General features: G+C 52.5%; 19 protein-coding genes and 1 tRNA gene. 10 read left to right on the forward strand and 10 right to left on the reverse strand.

Annotated features, from left to right (window positions below; translation table 11 throughout):
* The first annotated feature begins 162 nt into the window (after positions 1-162).
* A complete protein-coding gene (locus SYN8016DRAFT_RS01865) occupies positions 163-456 on the forward strand; it encodes a hypothetical protein (protein ID WP_006852529.1) in 294 nt (97 codons plus the stop codon).
* 37 nt (positions 457-493) lie between these two features.
* Here SYN8016DRAFT_RS01865 and SYN8016DRAFT_RS01870 read toward each other — a convergent pair.
* The 7 genes from SYN8016DRAFT_RS01870 to SYN8016DRAFT_RS01900 all read right to left on the reverse strand — a co-directional run bounded on the left by SYN8016DRAFT_RS01870 (position 494) and on the right by SYN8016DRAFT_RS01900 (position 5,082).
* Positions 494-567: transfer RNA gene (locus SYN8016DRAFT_RS01870), tRNA-Met, on the reverse strand.
* A 35-nt stretch (positions 568-602) separates the two neighbouring features.
* Positions 603-1,604, reverse strand: a complete 1,002-nt coding sequence (locus tag SYN8016DRAFT_RS01875) for a peptidoglycan DD-metalloendopeptidase family protein (protein WP_038013612.1) — start codon at positions 1,602-1,604, stop codon at positions 603-605.
* Between the two features lie 109 nt (positions 1,605-1,713).
* Entirely contained in the window at positions 1,714-2,244 is a 531-nt protein-coding gene (locus tag SYN8016DRAFT_RS01880; RefSeq protein ID WP_006852531.1) for a tRNA (cytidine(34)-2'-O)-methyltransferase, read from the reverse strand.
* A complete protein-coding gene (locus tag SYN8016DRAFT_RS01885) occupies positions 2,241-2,807 on the reverse strand; it encodes a bifunctional adenosylcobinamide kinase/adenosylcobinamide-phosphate guanylyltransferase (protein ID WP_038013139.1) in 567 nt (188 codons plus the stop codon). The genes SYN8016DRAFT_RS01880 and SYN8016DRAFT_RS01885 overlap by 4 nt, the downstream gene beginning before the upstream one ends.
* Positions 2,808-2,811: 4 nt before the next feature.
* Positions 2,812-3,960 carry a proton extrusion protein PcxA gene (gene pxcA, locus SYN8016DRAFT_RS01890; protein WP_006852533.1) on the reverse strand — a complete coding sequence of 383 codons (1,149 nt, stop codon included), beginning with the start codon at positions 3,958-3,960 and terminating at the stop codon, positions 2,812-2,814.
* 6 nt (positions 3,961-3,966) lie between these two features.
* Positions 3,967-4,644, reverse strand: a complete 678-nt coding sequence (gene psb32 / locus SYN8016DRAFT_RS01895) for a photosystem II repair protein Psb32 (protein ID WP_006852534.1) — start codon at positions 4,642-4,644, stop codon at positions 3,967-3,969.
* Between the two features lie 30 nt (positions 4,645-4,674).
* Entirely contained in the window at positions 4,675-5,082 is a 408-nt protein-coding gene (locus SYN8016DRAFT_RS01900) for a tellurite resistance TerB family protein (protein WP_006852535.1), read from the reverse strand.
* 68 nt (positions 5,083-5,150) lie between these two features.
* Between SYN8016DRAFT_RS01900 and SYN8016DRAFT_RS01905 the strand changes: the two genes are divergently transcribed.
* The gene (locus SYN8016DRAFT_RS01905) at positions 5,151-5,819 is read left to right on the forward strand and encodes a cofactor assembly of complex C subunit B (protein ID WP_006852536.1); all 669 of its coding nucleotides are present in this window, start codon (positions 5,151-5,153) and stop codon (positions 5,817-5,819) included.
* Between the two features lie 140 nt (positions 5,820-5,959).
* Entirely contained in the window at positions 5,960-6,286 is a 327-nt protein-coding gene (locus tag SYN8016DRAFT_RS01910; RefSeq protein WP_006852537.1) for a hypothetical protein, read from the forward strand.
* 274 nt (positions 6,287-6,560) lie between these two features.
* Here SYN8016DRAFT_RS01910 and SYN8016DRAFT_RS14815 read toward each other — a convergent pair whose 3' ends face one another.
* Positions 6,561-6,770: a hypothetical protein gene (locus tag SYN8016DRAFT_RS14815; protein ID WP_141561317.1), complete on the reverse strand. Its 210-nt coding sequence runs from the start codon at positions 6,768-6,770 to the stop codon at positions 6,561-6,563.
* Between the two features lie 92 nt (positions 6,771-6,862).
* Here SYN8016DRAFT_RS14815 and SYN8016DRAFT_RS01915 point away from each other — a divergent pair, with 92 nt between their 5' ends.
* The 6 genes from SYN8016DRAFT_RS01915 (at position 6,863) to SYN8016DRAFT_RS01940 (ending at position 11,975) form a co-directional block, all read left to right on the forward strand.
* Positions 6,863-7,342 (forward strand): nucleoside deaminase, encoded by a 480-nt coding sequence (locus SYN8016DRAFT_RS01915; RefSeq protein WP_006852538.1) that lies wholly within the window; start codon positions 6,863-6,865, stop codon positions 7,340-7,342.
* Positions 7,343-7,347: 5 nt separating this feature from the next.
* A complete protein-coding gene (locus SYN8016DRAFT_RS01920; RefSeq protein WP_006852539.1) occupies positions 7,348-8,061 on the forward strand; it encodes a hypothetical protein in 714 nt (237 codons plus the stop codon).
* Positions 8,058-9,353 (forward strand): hypothetical protein, encoded by a 1,296-nt coding sequence (locus SYN8016DRAFT_RS15210; RefSeq protein WP_006852540.1) that lies wholly within the window; start codon positions 8,058-8,060, stop codon positions 9,351-9,353. The genes SYN8016DRAFT_RS01920 and SYN8016DRAFT_RS15210 overlap by 4 nt, the downstream gene beginning before the upstream one ends.
* A 109-nt stretch (positions 9,354-9,462) precedes the next feature.
* The gene (locus tag SYN8016DRAFT_RS01930; protein WP_006852541.1) at positions 9,463-10,278 is read left to right on the forward strand and encodes an MFS transporter; all 816 of its coding nucleotides are present in this window, start codon (positions 9,463-9,465) and stop codon (positions 10,276-10,278) included.
* Positions 10,279-10,284: 6 nt separating this feature from the next.
* A complete protein-coding gene (locus SYN8016DRAFT_RS01935; protein ID WP_006852542.1) occupies positions 10,285-10,626 on the forward strand; it encodes a hypothetical protein in 342 nt (113 codons plus the stop codon).
* A 5-nt stretch (positions 10,627-10,631) separates the two neighbouring features.
* Positions 10,632-11,975, forward strand: a complete 1,344-nt coding sequence (locus SYN8016DRAFT_RS01940) for an FAD-binding protein (protein ID WP_006852543.1) — start codon at positions 10,632-10,634, stop codon at positions 11,973-11,975.
* Between the two features lie 118 nt (positions 11,976-12,093).
* Here SYN8016DRAFT_RS01940 and SYN8016DRAFT_RS01945 read toward each other — a convergent pair whose 3' ends face one another.
* Positions 12,094-12,762 carry a hypothetical protein gene (locus tag SYN8016DRAFT_RS01945; protein ID WP_253909762.1) on the reverse strand — a complete coding sequence of 223 codons (669 nt, stop codon included), beginning with the start codon at positions 12,760-12,762 and terminating at the stop codon, positions 12,094-12,096.
* Positions 12,763-12,941: 179 nt separating this feature from the next.
* On the opposite strand from SYN8016DRAFT_RS01945, the gene SYN8016DRAFT_RS01950 reads away from it, so the two are divergent.
* Positions 12,942-14,291, forward strand: a complete 1,350-nt coding sequence (locus tag SYN8016DRAFT_RS01950; RefSeq protein ID WP_006852545.1) for a carbohydrate porin — start codon at positions 12,942-12,944, stop codon at positions 14,289-14,291.
* A 677-nt stretch (positions 14,292-14,968) separates the two neighbouring features.
* Here the strand turns inward: SYN8016DRAFT_RS01950 and SYN8016DRAFT_RS01955 are convergent.
* Positions 14,969-15,295, reverse strand: coding sequence for a hypothetical protein (locus SYN8016DRAFT_RS01955; protein WP_006852547.1), 327 nt, complete (start codon positions 15,293-15,295; stop codon positions 14,969-14,971).
* Positions 15,296-15,722 lie beyond the last annotated feature (427 nt).

Raw genomic sequence — 15,722 nt, forward strand, 5'->3', positions numbered from 1 at the left:
GAAAGGTCGATGGGGATGTGACGGAAGCAGCAGACCAGACTCAATCCAAAGTCGGTCCGACTTCTAGTTACATCCCTTAATTTATCACGCCCTCGTCTCGGTTGCCGTGCGATGAATCGTGAATAAGCTTCCCTGCTGATGATGGGGTTCTAAAATCATTCGATGATTGATCAACCCATGTCTTGGGATCAGGCCTTATTGCGGAAATTCAGCAGTACAGGGCATTTCCGACTTTTAAATCAAGTGCGTAGTGAGCTTAAAAGCCAGCCACTCAACCGTGACTCCCAGACCAGAAAGCTCACACTTCAGGCAAGGCCCCACCATGGACAATCGGTGAGGCAACAGCGGCGTCCAAATCCAGTTCCTGAGGATCAACCGATCTTGATCATGGAAGAAACCACGAAAGACAGCCCAACATCATTCAGAGAACGACTTAATGCAATTGAAATGCGCTGAGATTTGGTCGCGTTAGCGATTTAATCAAAGCAAAAAATGGCTCGGGGGAGACTTGAACTCCCGACCTTGGGGTTATGAATCCCACGCTCTAACCAGCTGAGCTACCGAGCCGTTACCCCAATATTTTAAACGATCGCCCGGGTGGTTTATGCGCGGCGACGTGCTGGGAGCTTGGCCATTGGGTCGAGTGCTGAACCACCACGTTGGCGAATTTCAAAATGTAGATGAGGTCCAGTGCTTCTTCCCGTGCTGCCCATGAGGGAAATTTTTACTCCCTGGGGAATCATTTGTCCTTTGCGAACTAAGAGGCGGCTGTTGTGGGCGTAACGGGTGGAAGATCCATCGGGGTGAGCTAACTCCACTAAATAACCGTAACCACTGCTCCAACCAGAAAATTTCACAACGCCGTCTTTGGCGGCAACGATGGGAGTGCCAACGTTGTTGGCAATGTCGATGCCCTTATGCATGCGGCCCCAACGCCATCCGAAACCAGAGGTGAAAACACCTTTTGTGGGCCATATGAAGGATTGATTTCCAACAGACTCACCCTCAGCTCCAGGCAATGCAGGTAGAGCTGGAAAGCTGGCACCGCCTGAAACCGTTGGACGAATCGCAAGAAGCGCTCTGGGAGAAGCCTTGGCAACACGCACTTCGCTACCGATCGCCAAACGGGCTAGATCGAGACCAGGATTCAATGAGCGCAACTCACTCAAGCTGACTCCCTGATCTCTAGAAAACGTTGACAGAGACTCGTTGGCTTTGATGCGTACAACGGATTGTGGAGCTGGAGGAGTTTGAAGCGGTGCTTTGCGGAGGACCGTTGTTCCGTCAAGACGGGTCGCGCTAGCGAGGCTTTCCTCAGCGTCAGCAGGGATCACGATCCAAGCACCAGGCTTGATCGTGTCTTGGGAAGCCTGGTCGTTAAGAGCGGTTAAATCTGAGTTGGAAAGTCCGAGATCAGCAGCTATATCTTGAAGAGTGCTCCTTGTCGAGACCTTGACCCAAAGCCTGCTTTGGGTTGCTGGTGCCGATGCCAGGAGAAATGGTGCCTGCACATGGCCAGCATCCGCAAACCCAGGATGCTGTGACAAGACAGATAAAGACGTTCCTGATGCGATTGCCGTAACGAGAACGAGAAGGGGCTTCATCTGAATCAGCGATGGGTAACGATCCTGGAGAAGCCGCCACAGCTCAGGAACGGCCTGAAAGTAGCGGCTGCAGGACATCGGCGCAAGGGCTGAAGTGTCAGCTTGCCAATTACCACAGTTGAAGCTGCAAGCCTGCGTGGTGGCTGACGATGGCGCAAGCCACGGAAAGATTGAGGCTCCGCACGCCCCCTTGGCCATCTTCTCCGGCGCTGCAGGGCATCGAAATGGTTGTGATTTGGGTGCAGCGACTGCGTGTTGCTTCCGATAAGCCGGTGTCTTCTCGACCGAATAACAAGACATCTCCGCGTTCGAACTGCATTTCTTGAAGAGCCACGCCGCCTCGACGGCTGCAGCCAATCACCCTGGAGTCTTTCCCAAGCGACTTAAAAAACGAATCGGTGTCCTTGTGGATGGTGAGATCAACGTGGGGCCAGTAATCAAGACCAGCTCTTTTTAAATACCGATCTTCAAGACTGAACCCAAGGGGCTCAATCAAATCCAGGGGTAAACCAAAAGCTGCGCAAGTACGGGCAATGTTTCCCGTATTGGGGGGAATTTGTGGTTCCCACAGTGCCACCCTCAAAGGCTTTTGAATCACAGGCCGTTCATTACATGCTTGATCATTTGAGATTTGTTTCACGGAACGAGAATGCCTAATTGAGAAAGATTCAATGCTCTTCCCTGTACAACGAGCCAGCTATCGGCAGCGTGTTGTTCTAGTTGTTGGGCCAGCCAACCTTGGCGGTCCCTAAACAATCCGCCAATCACTGTGGCGGGGACGACGCCCCAGCCTGTTTCTTCGATCACGATCACGGTGGGGCATGTTCGTGTGAGAAGACTTTGGATGAGTTCTTCTGCCTCCTGAGTCCAGGCATGATCGTTGAGGTCGAGATGCGCTGCCGTATATCCGCCAAGCGCATCGATCAACAACGGTTGATGGGGCTCTTCTTTGCGAATGCATTCGGCAAGCTTGCGTCCTGGTTCGCGCAGCTGCCAGTGCAAGGGTCGTCTTTCGCGATGCAGCCGCATCCGCTCGTCCCAGCTTGGATCATTCGAACGATGCGCTGAGGTTGCGACGTAGGTGACTGTCTGTTGAGAGCTGAGTAAATGTTCAGCCCAGCGGCTTTTCCCTCCTCGGCTTGGCCCGCTTACCAGAACGAGCCCGTTCGGAAGCTTGGGTCTTTGCTTGTTTGGGCTAGCCAACGGTTTATCCGCCTCCGTTCATGCCTCGCAGTGTGGCAACGGAGGATGGACTGACACGATTGAGGTACCGGAAGATCCAATATTTGAAAATTGTCGCCAAAATCACCGGGAATGTAGCGATGAATAGGAGAATAAAGTTTTCTCGGGCAGGGAATCCAAAGTGATTTGCAATGCCATCAAGCAGCACAGTCCAGCCTTCTGGACTATGAAATCCAACGAAGATATCGGTGAAGAGAATAATCGCAAATGCCTTGGCAGAGTCGCTTAATCCATAAACAGCCTCATCAAAAAATCCGCGAAGAACTCTCAGCTCTTCGCGACTGAATAAGCAGACCATCACGAAAGCAAGCGTGGCTGAAATGTCAGCTAAAACATTTTTTACAGCATGGGTGCTTTCGGCGTCCGCTTCTTCTTTGAGTTCAGAAGCTTTTTCCCCAAGTTTTTGTTGGAGCTCTTCTTGGCTTGGGATGGAGTCCCCACGAAGAAGGGCATCGAATTCAATTTCCGCCTTATACACGCGCAACTTTTCTACGGCCTGTTCTTCAAGCTGTGGCTTCGGATAACTCAAGAAGGGCAGGTCTGGAGCAAAGCGGTCAACAGCAGGACTAATGATGTATGTGCGGCTGACCTGTTGGACCAACAGTGGCACCAGAATCAGTAGTAGAAGAACCTTCAATGAGATCAGGGTTGAATCCCTGCGTCTCCGAAAGCCTGCAACTAAGGTCGCTTCACCCGCTGGATTGAGCTGCCTCCGTACCTTGTCGAACACCCCGAGTAGGGAGCGCGGCAGCGGATCAGGATCCCGTGTCATGGTCGGAGCGGTCGAAGCCCGTTTAGGGCTGTACCGATTCACAACACTTTCAATCAGCTGAAGTTGTCGCAGTTCCTGAGGATCCAGCTGGGAGCGCTGATACTCCAGCTGATCGAGCGACGTACGACAAACATTGATCGCAACGCGAAACTTGCGCAGAACGGTTGCCTGAACAGATTTCGGAACAGAGAGCTCTAGATCGGGCCTGATGGGACGGTCGCCGTAGTACTCCAGCTCCAAGCTCTGGATCAAGAGGGCCGCTTCATAGCCGCGGTCGAGATCAGAGTTGACATCAAGGGAGTTGGCCTTGCCGAAGGCTCCGATCCAATTGCGAAATGCCATAGCTGTTTAGCGGGAAAAGACCCACCAGGTGGCCATTGGAACAATGGTTCCAACGACTAGAAGCACAATCACCCAGGTGAAAGCGTTGCTTTCGCTCGTTTCCTCGACCGTGGGAATGTTTGTGGGAAGGGTGGTGCGTTCAATTTGAACCGGAGGGCCGGGATCTTCACCGCCATTGAGAACCACCGCAATGCGTTCAATTCCATCCATGGACGCCTGGCGGAATCGCTCTCCATCTCGCATCGGCTGACTCATGGTGGTCCGCGCGGTACTGCGGAGCAAGGCGTCTGGCAGTTGATCACTCAGCTCTGCTGAGACAACAATTGCAGCTTGTTTGTTCTGGGTCTCCTCAAGGAAAAGGATGAGTGGACGCTCACTGCTGTTGTCGTTATTGGACCAACGTTCCACCAATTCCTCTCCGAATCCCGTGAGGCTCAGCCCGTAGTCCAGTTTCCGCAAAGTGATGACTCTGGCGTCCACCTTTGAGGATTCCAGTTGATTCAGCCGAGCTTCAATTTCATTTTTTCCAGCTCGACTCAACACATCAGCTGAATCAAGGACGGCTTTCTCCGGCGGCTGAGCTGGTAGGTCTTGAGGCGATAAGGCAAAACCCGCTGGTACTGCCAAGAAAAAACAGAGACTTGCGGCGATGAACAGCTGAAGAGACTTAAAAAGGCTAGGCATCATGAGGCGTTCGATTGGTGGAGTCTGTCGTCAGCTGGAAAGGCTGTCGTGATTCAAGGCCATGATCGCGTCCATCACGGCTTGTGCTTTGCCTTGAGGGAGATCAACGCTTTGAGCGAGCTCGTTGAGAAACGTTTGCTCTTCAGTCGTTACCGTCCTATCAGCGTGAACCAGCTGTACGGCCACAGCGAGAGCCGTTTCCTTTTGGGACGCTTTGAGTTGGGGGAGAGCATCGTTGATCAATTGTCTTGATCCTTGCTCGCGAAGGCGTTTGAGCAGTTGGTCAAACAACATTGCCATCTCACTTTCGCTTCGATCCTTATAAGGGGTTCGATATTCCAGTTGACGCCTCAATGCGTGCGCTTCATCCTTGCCCAGTACTCCATCGCAAGCGACTGTGGCCAGTGCAATCGCGGCAAAGGCTTCGGATTCCGTCATCAGCGTTGGAGCGTTGACTTCTATTTCAGCAAGAGTGCATCGATCTGACTGCTCATGAGTTGCAAAACATGTTGAGATCCGCCCAATGGTGTTTGCTTGCAGGCGTGCTTGTTTTGGGGCTTTCCATCCTTAACGCCAGCACAGCAGAAACGGTCACTCCCAGCTTGGAGCGTGCCGATGTTCTCGCCGGGATGGCAGGCGTTGGCTTGATGCTCGTTTCCATCCTCTGGACAAGGGCTTCTCCACGCAGTCCGGAAGCTGTTGAACTGGAGGGTGAACAGGGTTTTGTGCTCTCCTCAGATTTAGTGGATACGGTCCGGTCTGAACTGGCGTGGGGCAGCCATCAGTTTCTAACCGCAACCTCTGCAGCCACCATTCTTGTGTTTTGGAAGGGTTCGGTTCTACTTCGTCGGGGCCTTTTAGGTTCTGGTGATTTTGCACCTGGTGAGATCTGTCGACGATCCCTGCAAAAACAAGAACTGGTATCTCTGGTAAAAACAGCCCTCTACCCGGGTAAAGCCGAATTTGATCCGGTCTTGCCAGGCTTGCCCTCCGTGATGGTGCAACCCTTAGGTCAAAACGGGTGGGTTGTGATTGGTGGTTGGTCGGAACGATGTTTTAGTCGTTCCGATGAACGTTGGCTCACTGGTTGGGCAGAGAGGCTTAAAACAACGCTGACCGTTGCCGAATCAGAACCAGAATCAGTTTTAGAAGCAGAAGAAGAATCGTTGATCTAGTACTACTTTTTTGCTTTCCGTTTGCGAGATGCCGCTGCTGTTGAAACAGGTTGAAATTAGATAAAACCAGCGCGCTTTGCTGGATGGGGCTTAGAACCAATTGCCGTCACTTAAACTGAGATTTTTCAGATCAACAACCTTTGAGCGAATCCACCGGTAGTGCTGACAAAGCACAGTTCTTCCCTTATCTAGTCACTCTTGTTTACGGCAAAAAAGACACACCAACGCTTGCTCAGGTCGTTTTCCTGAGTGACAAAGCGGGTGAAGATACGAGGTCTATTGCGAAGTCTCTACTGGAAAATGCCAAAAACGTCGCTCCCCAAACTCCGAGGTTCGACTGGTCCACTCTTAAGGTGCAAGGAAGCCAAACCTTGGACGACAAAGAGCTATCGAAGTTGGTGGAAGCGGCATCCCAGGGTCAGGTTGGTGTTGGACGAGTTTCTCGGTTGAAACTCAACCAAGATTGACGACGAAAGGTCTGCTGCAAAGCTCAGGTTTATCGTCCGGAGTCAACCCATCAGATGTCGCAGGAAAAAGTTTTTGTAGGGTTACTAAGGGTGCTCACAGGGTTGGCTTCTTATTTGCCTTCTCTGCACGGCTCCTGGCTTCGAATCCGCCAGGGATCAATGATTTACATCAAGCATTTTCATTCATCAATGGCCCCGCCAATCGGTGGGGCTTTTTATTGCTTTTAAGCACTTGTGAGCAAGATCACAGAGCCTCTTGTCGGTGGTCATCACCTCAGCCATTGATTCCGGAGATGGTGTGTTCATCGGGGGAAACACCACCCCAACCACCCATACCTTTTAAACCGATGACTTCCATCAAAACCATCGCTGCTGCTTCACTCGCCGCTGGACTCTCCCTTCTCTCTGTCTCAGGCAACGCCTCCCTGGCCTGATTTAGCACGAGTGATTCGTGGCTAGAGCCGATGAAAAGCCCCTTAGCCAATAGCGAACCCAGGGGGCTGTGGGGGCAATCATCGTTATCATTTGCCGCATTCGGTGATTATGACCAAAATGCTGTAAGACGTTTGCGAAGCCATGGCCTCGGATCAGGATCAGACGTTGATGCGTGAAGCGATCCGCCTAATGCGGGACGCCGGTGTTGTGAACAAAACAGGAGGGCCTTTCGGTGCTGTGATCGCCAAGGACGGGCAGGTGGTTGCCGCGGCAGGAAACAGCGTGGTGAAGGATCTTGACCCCAGTGCCCATGCTGAGGTCAACGCCATCCGCGCGGCTTGCAAAAAGCTGGGAACCTGGGACCTCAGCGGTTGTGTGATGTACACCAGCTGTGAATGCTGTCCGATGTGTTACGCGACGGCGTACTGGGCTGGGATCCGCACTGTTTTTTATGCCGCGGCTTGGTCGGATTACAGCGATTTGTTCTCCGATCAGGAGATCAATGAGGACATGCAACATGCCAAAGACAAACGTGAAATCAAGCTCACGCAAATTCTCCAGGGTGAGGCGTGTGAAGTCTGGAAGGAATTTCGTTTGCTTCCTGATGGTGCGCGCTACTGAAGGCTATGGCTTCTTCGAATGATTCGGAATTGCTTGATTCGGGTCATTTTGTGTACACCATTCACAGTGTGATTTCTCTTGAGAAAAAGCAATCCTTTGAGGACTTCCAGCATCAAATGAATGAGGCGGCCCAGCATTTTGATGGATACCGCGGGCAGTCGATTTCATTTCAGGAAAAGGACGATGGCCAGCATTTGCTGGCCACAACACGCATTGTGTTCGAAGCTCTGGATCAATGTTTGCATTGGCTAGATAGTTCAGAGCGGCGGAATTTGCTGCATCGGGCTGAATCCTTAATGAATTATCGCTATCGAGGAACGCTTGAGGCGAATTCCTTTGATCAGTGGATCCGGATGAAGCAGCCTGAAAAGGTGCCGATTTGGAAGGTGAATTTTCTGGTCTGGCTGGCACTGTATCCGTCGGTCATGCTATTGACATTTTTGGGAAGCTCTAGCCTTGGTCGGCTGCCCTTGCCCTTCAATATGTTGATTAGTAATCTAATTACAGTTCTTCTGACGGGGCATTTCTTCGTGCCGTGGCTTAGTCGACTTTATGAAAATTGGCTGCAAAATTCATCCCTACGGATCACTTGCTATGGAATTATTTCGGTACTTTTGATGCAGTTGGTTCTTCTTGCTCTTTTTTCATTCTTGCCTGGAATGCCATGGGATGTCTCAGACCTCAGACCGCATGAGTTTGTGCTGAGTGTTGTTCGATGAATGAGTTCACGGAATCTCTGAGGATCACCGCCTCCTCGGATTATGGAGAGGGTTCGTTGCGCTGGGCCCTTGAGATCGCTGCGAAGCGGGAGTCCTCAGTTCTGGAGATCGATTCCTCGGTGTCTCGCATCGAGCTAGATCAGCCTCTTCCAGTGATCGTGTCAAATCTGAAGTTGATGGGGAATGGTGTCATCATCAGTGGCGCTCATTCCTGCCGCATTCTTCGCATTGATGCCGGAAACGTTGCGTTGTCGGATCTGAGCTTGATCGATGGTCTGGCTCGTGGGGAGGACGGGACTGATAGTGCTGGTGGTGACGCCGGAATGGGGGGTGCGCTGTTCATCGCGGCCGGTGAGGTCAGTCTCCGCAACATTGACTTTGTGGGCAACAGCGCTCTTGGCGGTGAGGGTGGGGCGCTGTCTGCGGGGTTGCCCGCTTCGTCAGAGCCGATTCAGACCTCAGCCTCGCGCTCGAATCAAGTCCCCAGTTCTCGTCAAGTTGACCGTGGAAGTGTGTCCTCCGTTTCGGGGCTTGCAAGACGATTGCGGCGTGTCTTGAGCTTCAGGCCCCGTTCTGCCAGCGTCAATCGCGGATCGGCCAGTGGCATTCACGGCGAATGTGGCACGGGTTTCGGGGCCATTGTCTTTGCTGGTGGTGGAGGCTTTGGCGGATTTGCCAATGGCGGCAATGGGGGCAACGGCGGAAATGGCTCACCTGAAGGTGGTCACGGCGGCAATGGCGGTCATGGCGGCAACGGCGGCGTTGGCACGTTCTCTTCGGAGGGGCCTCGATCGGAAGGGCTTGAGGTCGGATCGATCGCGTTTTCTGGTGGCGGGGGCTTTGGTGGATTTGCGAATGGCGCCAATGGCGGCAATGGGGGACAGGGTGGTTTTGGTGGCGGCGGTGGTGCTGGTGGACGAGGAGGCTTGCTTGGTGCCGCAGGTGTGCCGGGTTTGGGAGGATTTGCTGGTGCTGATGGCAGTGATCGTTGTGGTGGCAGCGGGGCTGGTCTGGGTGGCGCAATTTTTCTGAAGTCCGGCCGGCTGCGTCTGGATGGCTGCAGGTTTCAGCTGAATCGAGCGATCGGTGGTCTCGGTGTGCTCAGAGGTCAGGGGAAAGGAGGTGCAGTGTTTGTTTTGAGTCGATACGTTGATGATCAAGATATCAGTTTTAGCTCTGAAATAGAGTCTACTGATTGTTCTTGGGTTGATAACTTTGCTTCATCTGCAACTGGTCTTCGCTTCGATAATCATCATTGCTGTATTGATCAAAGTTGTGCCAATTTGCGTTGAAGCATGCCATGACTGCTGTTGATGGCTAGTGTTCAACCAGCCTTGTCCATGCACTGGTATGGGACGAACGGGTTTCTTGTAATGGATTGTTGTGCAAACCTTCTTTTGCATGAATTTGGTTTGTGTGGTTGGTTATACAATCGCGGCTGGTGGATTGGCTTTAGAGCTGAGGTTGAATGACGCCCAGATTGGTTTGGCGGGTGGTGTGTATTTCTTTGCATATTCGTACTCTCAATTGTTTCTGGGAATTCTGTCGACACGCGTTCCGATCCGACTGTTGATTGTGGCATCGGCTTGGGCTGCTGCTTCTGGTGCTTGGGTGATGGCAATTGCTGACTCCTTTCCTCAATTGGTTCTGGCTAGATTTCTCTTTGGTATTGGATTTTGTACAGTTTTTGTAGGTGTTATAGAGGTTGTTTCAATGGTTTATTCGCGCTGCTTTCCTTTCATTCTGAATTTCAGCCAAAGCTGTGCCAATGGAGTGGGAGCCTTGATCGGAGTCTTCGCTTTTATGCCATGGATTAGCAGGCTAAGTCAGTTGTTTGGTGTGAGCACAGTTGTTTTAATAGTGATCTCTTTGTTGATGTTTTTGTTGCTGTCTTCCCGGCCTGGTGAGGCGGCATTGAGTTGGCAAGAGGTTCCTTCTTGGGCTGCAATGGGGCGATCTCTAGTGCTTTGTATAAGTTCGCCTCGGTTCTGGGTTGGGACGTTGTATTTCGTTGGCCTTTTCACCTGTTTTCTAGCTCTCGAGGATCTCTGGAATATCTGCTTTCAGGTGGACATTTTCAACGCAACCTCAGGACTTGCTGCGTCGATGAACTCCATGCTTGTGTCTGGTTTGACGCTTGGTGGACTGATTATTCGCCTATGGGCTGCTCGATCCGGTCTGGCGGCTCCGTCTCGAAGTTTTTCAGCGCTTGCCTGACTCACAATGGTTTTGTTGTTCAGTGTCCCGCTAAGCAGCTCTCAAGCGTTTCTGGCCTCGTTCGTGCTTGGACTTGGGCTGGGTGCGGCGCCACTTGTCTTGTCATTTGTTCGCCAGGAACTTCCGCAACAAGCGGCAGTCGTGGCATCACCACTGCTGCTCACCTTTGTGTTTGTAGTTGGAGGTCTTCTGATGTCACTGGTTGGTGATGATCTCTTCGGCGTATCGCGGTTGACGTTTCAGACCTACCAGCAGTCCATGCGCTTATTCATCATGCCCGTGGCGGTGGCGACGGTCTTGAGCCTGCTGATCCATCTTTCCACCCTAAGTCTCAGTTCAGGGGATTGAGCTTCATGGCACTGCATCCACGACATCGCCTTTATGACCAAGCGCTGGCGAGTCTCTTCAACGGTGACGCCGCCGCCACCAATCCATTGATCATCGTCCAGCCTCGTCATGAGCAGGATGTGGTGGCTGCGGTGCAGCAGGCCCGCCAGGACGGTCTTCCATTGATGGTGCGTAGCGGTGGCCACAGTCGCTTCTGTGCCGCAGATGGCGCACTCGTGCTCGACCTCTCTGCGCATTTCAGCGCGATCGAGCTCGATGGAGATCGGGTGCGCGTCCAGGGCGGTGTGGGGATGGGAACGCTGCTTCGCACGCTGGCTCCCCATCGACGCATGGTTCCGGTGGGAACCCATGCCACGCCAGGCTTCGGGCTGCTCTTGATGGGGGGCATCGGCCACCTCAGCCGCAGTCTTGGTCTCACCCTCGACAACATCGTGGCTCTGCGGGGTGTGCGTGCCGATGGCACGCCGTTCGTCCTGGAAGAGCACGGGCAGGACGCCAAGGCCTGGATGTGGCTGCGTGGGGCGGCGCCGTTTCTTGCGGTGGTGACGGAAGCCACCTTGCACACCCATGAACGACGACCGCTGGAGGTGAGTCGTTCCTTGCATGCACTGGATTGGTTGCAAGGCCACCTTCGGGACGCAGAAGCGCTGCCTCGATCGTGCTCGTGCTCATTCGTGTTGGGCGTTTTGCCCGACAGTGATCAGCCTGCTTTGTTGCGTTACAGCGTCGCTGTTGTTGGGAGCAATGGTGCGACCTCGTCTGCTGCGGATTCAGCCCAGGTCTGGTGCGAGCAGGTGATGGGTCTGGAGAACCTGCCTGATTTCAACATGCCCCGCCATGACGGAAGTCTGCCGGAGGAGCCGATGGTCGACCCCGATCGCCGGCGGCGATTGCGTTCCTGGATCCATGCCATCAGTGTGGAAGCGGGTCAGTCAGAAGCTCTTGCGACAATCCTGAGGTCGGCGATCCAACGCGCTCCCAACCGCCTTTGCCGGATCGACCTGCAACAGCTCGGTGGTGCGGTGTGCGATCGGCCCATGCGCAGTTCCTCTTACAGGGGAAGAAAGGCCGCATGGTCCATTGTGATTTCAGGGCTCTGGCACCCGGATCAGATCGCCAATGCGGAATCTGTGAGGCAATGGTCAGACGATCTGTTTGATGCCCTCGCTCCCATCAGTTGCCATGTCTACCTGGCTGAACGCCATCCCGACACAAACCGCTACGGGCGTCAGCTTCAGCTGGCCTATGGGGACGACCTAGAGCATCTGCGGGAGCTGAAACGACAATGGGATCCGGATCAGATCCTGCCATCGCTTGATGCATCAACGGCTACTGAGATGAGCCAATAAGCCCTGCGCAAGCATCTCGGGTTCAGACAGCATCACATCGTGACCTGCCTCTGAGGATCTGGACGCACCAAATAGTCGATGACGCCAGGATGGCAAGCGTTGGAGATAGCGGCTACGCCTACTCAACCCACTGCAGCGCAGCAACAAGCATTGCGGCTGGTTTGAGGATTCCGTTGTCCGCTTCAGCAAGGTCAAGGCAGTTGTTCACGATCAGGAATGCATCCCCACCTGCAGGACCCAAGGCATATGCAGCTGGAATCCAGATACCTGCGGAGTTGGAAGCTGCCAGGAGAATCCTGCTCACACTGGCAACCGCGGTCGGTTGCAGATACACAAGCGCTTCTGCATCACCTTGCGCATTCACACTTCTGTAGAAAGCCTTATTTAGACCCTCCACGGGTTCCAGGGTATTGAGAAACGAACCGGATCCATAGGCGGAGCAGTCGATGCCTGCATCGGCGCAACTTTGGGTGCTTCCGTCGGTCCGGACGGCAATCTCAGCGCGTTTCCATTCCGGTGGTAAGTGCGTTGGCGTTTCGCTCAGTCGCCGTTGCAGGGCGCTGGGGCTTAACCGGTTCAAGGCCAGGCTCTCAGCCTGATCAATCAGAATCGTCAAAGTTTGCTGGGACGTCAGAAACGCCTGTGGATCCTTGGTGGGATCGGGCACCTTGAAGTGCCCTCTCTGATCGCGAAACGATGGCAGCAATCGCGCGATTCCTTCCTTGCTGCTGAGTTGAGACTCCAGCTCGCTTGCTGACACTGCCCAAACGGGAAGGACCGGAGTCAAGATGACGGAGACGAAAACCAGTGCGGCCAATACCAATCGAATCATCACTTCTGTCTGTCCGTCGAATGAACAATGGGGCTGATTGTCATCGATCGAGCCCTTCTTGACTGCGAGAAGTCATACAACCTTGCCGTTTTGAGCTGCAGATGTTGTGCTGTCAATGTCAGTTCTTTGTCGGCATGCTCTGGGTGCAGGTTGGTCAGGTTCTTGGTGCAACGGTGATCCGCGCCTTGATCACCACCGTTGTGCTCGGTGTGGCGCCAGTGATGGCTCAGTCAAGCCCACCAACGAGCAACCCGGCTGCATCACAAACAGCACCGGGTACCGGCAGGTTGGGGCGTTTGTTAGGCCTGCCTGCCGATGGTGCTCTACGCATTGGTGGTGTTTGGGTGGGCAATGGCACATCCCAGTGGTCGGGGGGTGTTTCGGATCAGAACGCCTCCAATGGTGTTCAAGAACTGCTGCTGGAAGCGAGTCTGGATCTCGGTAAGGCCATCGGTCTTGATCACACCTGGATTTGGATTCAGGGTCTGCAGGTGAACACCACGAGTGATGCTGGCCTGGTGAGCGGCAGTGTGCAGGGCTCGAACAGCCTGACCACGCCACCGCCGTTGAACCGTATGGAGCTGTTTGAGTTCGCCATTCGTAAAGATTTCTGGGATGAACGAGTCCGTGTGATTGCTGGCAAGCAGTCGGCCAGTATCACCTTCGCCAACATCAACAGACCTGATAAAACGAGTGTTGATCGCTATCAGGTGAACAACCTCACCAGCCTTGCTTTCACTCCCATTTATTCCATGCCGACCTTGTTGGGTCGTTTACCGGGCTATACCAATTCCGCACTTGGACTGACCATCACCGTTCAGCCAGATGTTTTGGAGGATCGTGCATACTTCAGCGCCGGCATTTACGACGGACGTGGTGGCCTTCGCGATGCATCTGTCCAGACCGGACTCGATGCGCCTTCGCTACGAGGCCCCCTGTTCAGCATCGCTGAAGTTGGAAGTGGATGGGTTGTTGGCAAGTCACGCAAACCAGGATCCTTTGGGCTGGGTGGCTGGTCTCAGGGGGGTGAATCGGTGGTCTGTCAAACCGGTAATCCCACGAATTGCGTCACGGAGCTCGGTGCCTGGGGGGTCTACGCCTTAATGAATCAGCGTTTGTCCAGTTTTCGCCCTGAGCAAGACAGCAGTGGGATTACGAGCTTCCTCAGTACTGGATGGTCGCCGTCCGTCAGCAATCAGATGAGTGCTTCTGCCACGGCGGGACTCACGGCGATTGGGCTCTTGGAAAGCCGTCCTAACGACAGCATGGGTGTCGGCATTTCCTGGGCGAAGATCAACCGTAGCCAACCATTTTTGGAAGTTGAGTTCAATCCCAATGAGCTGATGTTGCAGGGTTATGTGCAACTCGCCCTAGCCGATTGGCTGTATGTCCAACCTACGATCACCGTGCTCCCTCTGGTAGGTGACCGCGATGCTGAAGATGACTCGGTGAGCGGTTTGCTTCAACTCACCATGCTGTTCTAAGAGGGTTGTGTCGTTTGTGTCTATTGTTTCGTCTATGTTTTCAGTTTGCGTGTTTGCTGGACCTACATCCAGGCCACTCAGGAGGATTCTTTGACCGAAGATGGCCATTCCATGAACATCTAGACCAATGGAAGCGCATCAACGTATTGCACTGGCTACTGTCTTGTGGATTCCTCTTCACTGATGGTTCGATCTATATGAGGGAAACTTTCAAACCAGCTGCTGGGATGAAAGCGTTGATGAATTCCTCAACCCTGTTTTTGGAGAAAGATCAAATTGGGGTGAAATTTGTGATTTAGGGCTATCGCTCAGGCGAGCAGAGTTGATGCCCAGCTTTGCGATTGTCTAAATAACAATGGTTGACCTAATTAGGTCAACCGTTTTAATGCAATGCCCCGCCAATCGGTGGGTTTTTTTCATTGCTTTCAAGCACTTGTGAACTGGGAGATGGTGTGTTCATCCTTGATCAACTCACTGCCATTGTTGGTGGCGCCACTGCCATTGAATATGGATTGATTGCAGCTGCACATTCACGACCAAGCAGTGAGCTTAGGTCTAAAACTACAGAAGCAAATCAACTTCCACAAGGATGCATGAAAACATCTATTGTTAATGATATGCATGTCGGCTATTGCTAATCCACCGATACAAGTGGGGTTGTGCTAAAAATGGTATAGCTAAGGCCAATTTTCAGGATACTCAATGATGATCTCTGGCTCTTTAAGTTTAGATATACATTCCTCATTGATTACCCTATCTACCAACCTGCCAGACCATCTCTCATATTTCCTTGAGTATGTAATTTCGCACTCTTCGAGGTAGCCCTTCGTAGAGTCTGAATGCATTACTTCTGATTTAATAATACAGGTATATTGACTCTCTCCTTCCATTGCATCATAGACTTCCGGGCCGCATTGCTTTATGGAGCTCTTTAATCCTTGAGCAACGACTGCAACAGGAATAACTAGAGAAACTAGTAATAAATTTGCAGTTTCTTTAATCATTGCAGCATTTGATAATCAGAGATTTTGTGGTCGCAAATCAGATCCTAATGCCCTGTAGAGGAGTACAACTCTTTTCTTGCTCATAGGTCAGTGATTAAAGGCTCCATAGCTTAATCTTGCTCAACATCATCTTGCGACTAGGTCTTGCTTGATCGCGAATACTTTTTAGGACATGATTTACCAATCCCGCCTTGAGCAGGGTTTTGGCTAAACCATTGCTATGACTACTACATACACTTTGAGTTGATGTCAGAAGAGCCACTCAATGAGTTCTTGAAGAAGGCCAAAGGCGATACCAATCTTTAGGGGAAGCTCAATCAGCTGCTGATGCTGATGCTGATGCTGCCGTTTCTAAAAATGTCAATTTGTGATTTCTTCTGATGGCATCTCATTGTCTAACCTGTTCCATTAACTGACTTCTCTGAAG

The sequence above is a fragment of the Synechococcus sp. WH 8016 genome (genome assembly GCF_000230675.1).
Classification (GTDB): Bacteria; Cyanobacteriota; Cyanobacteriia; order PCC-6307; family Cyanobiaceae; genus Synechococcus_C.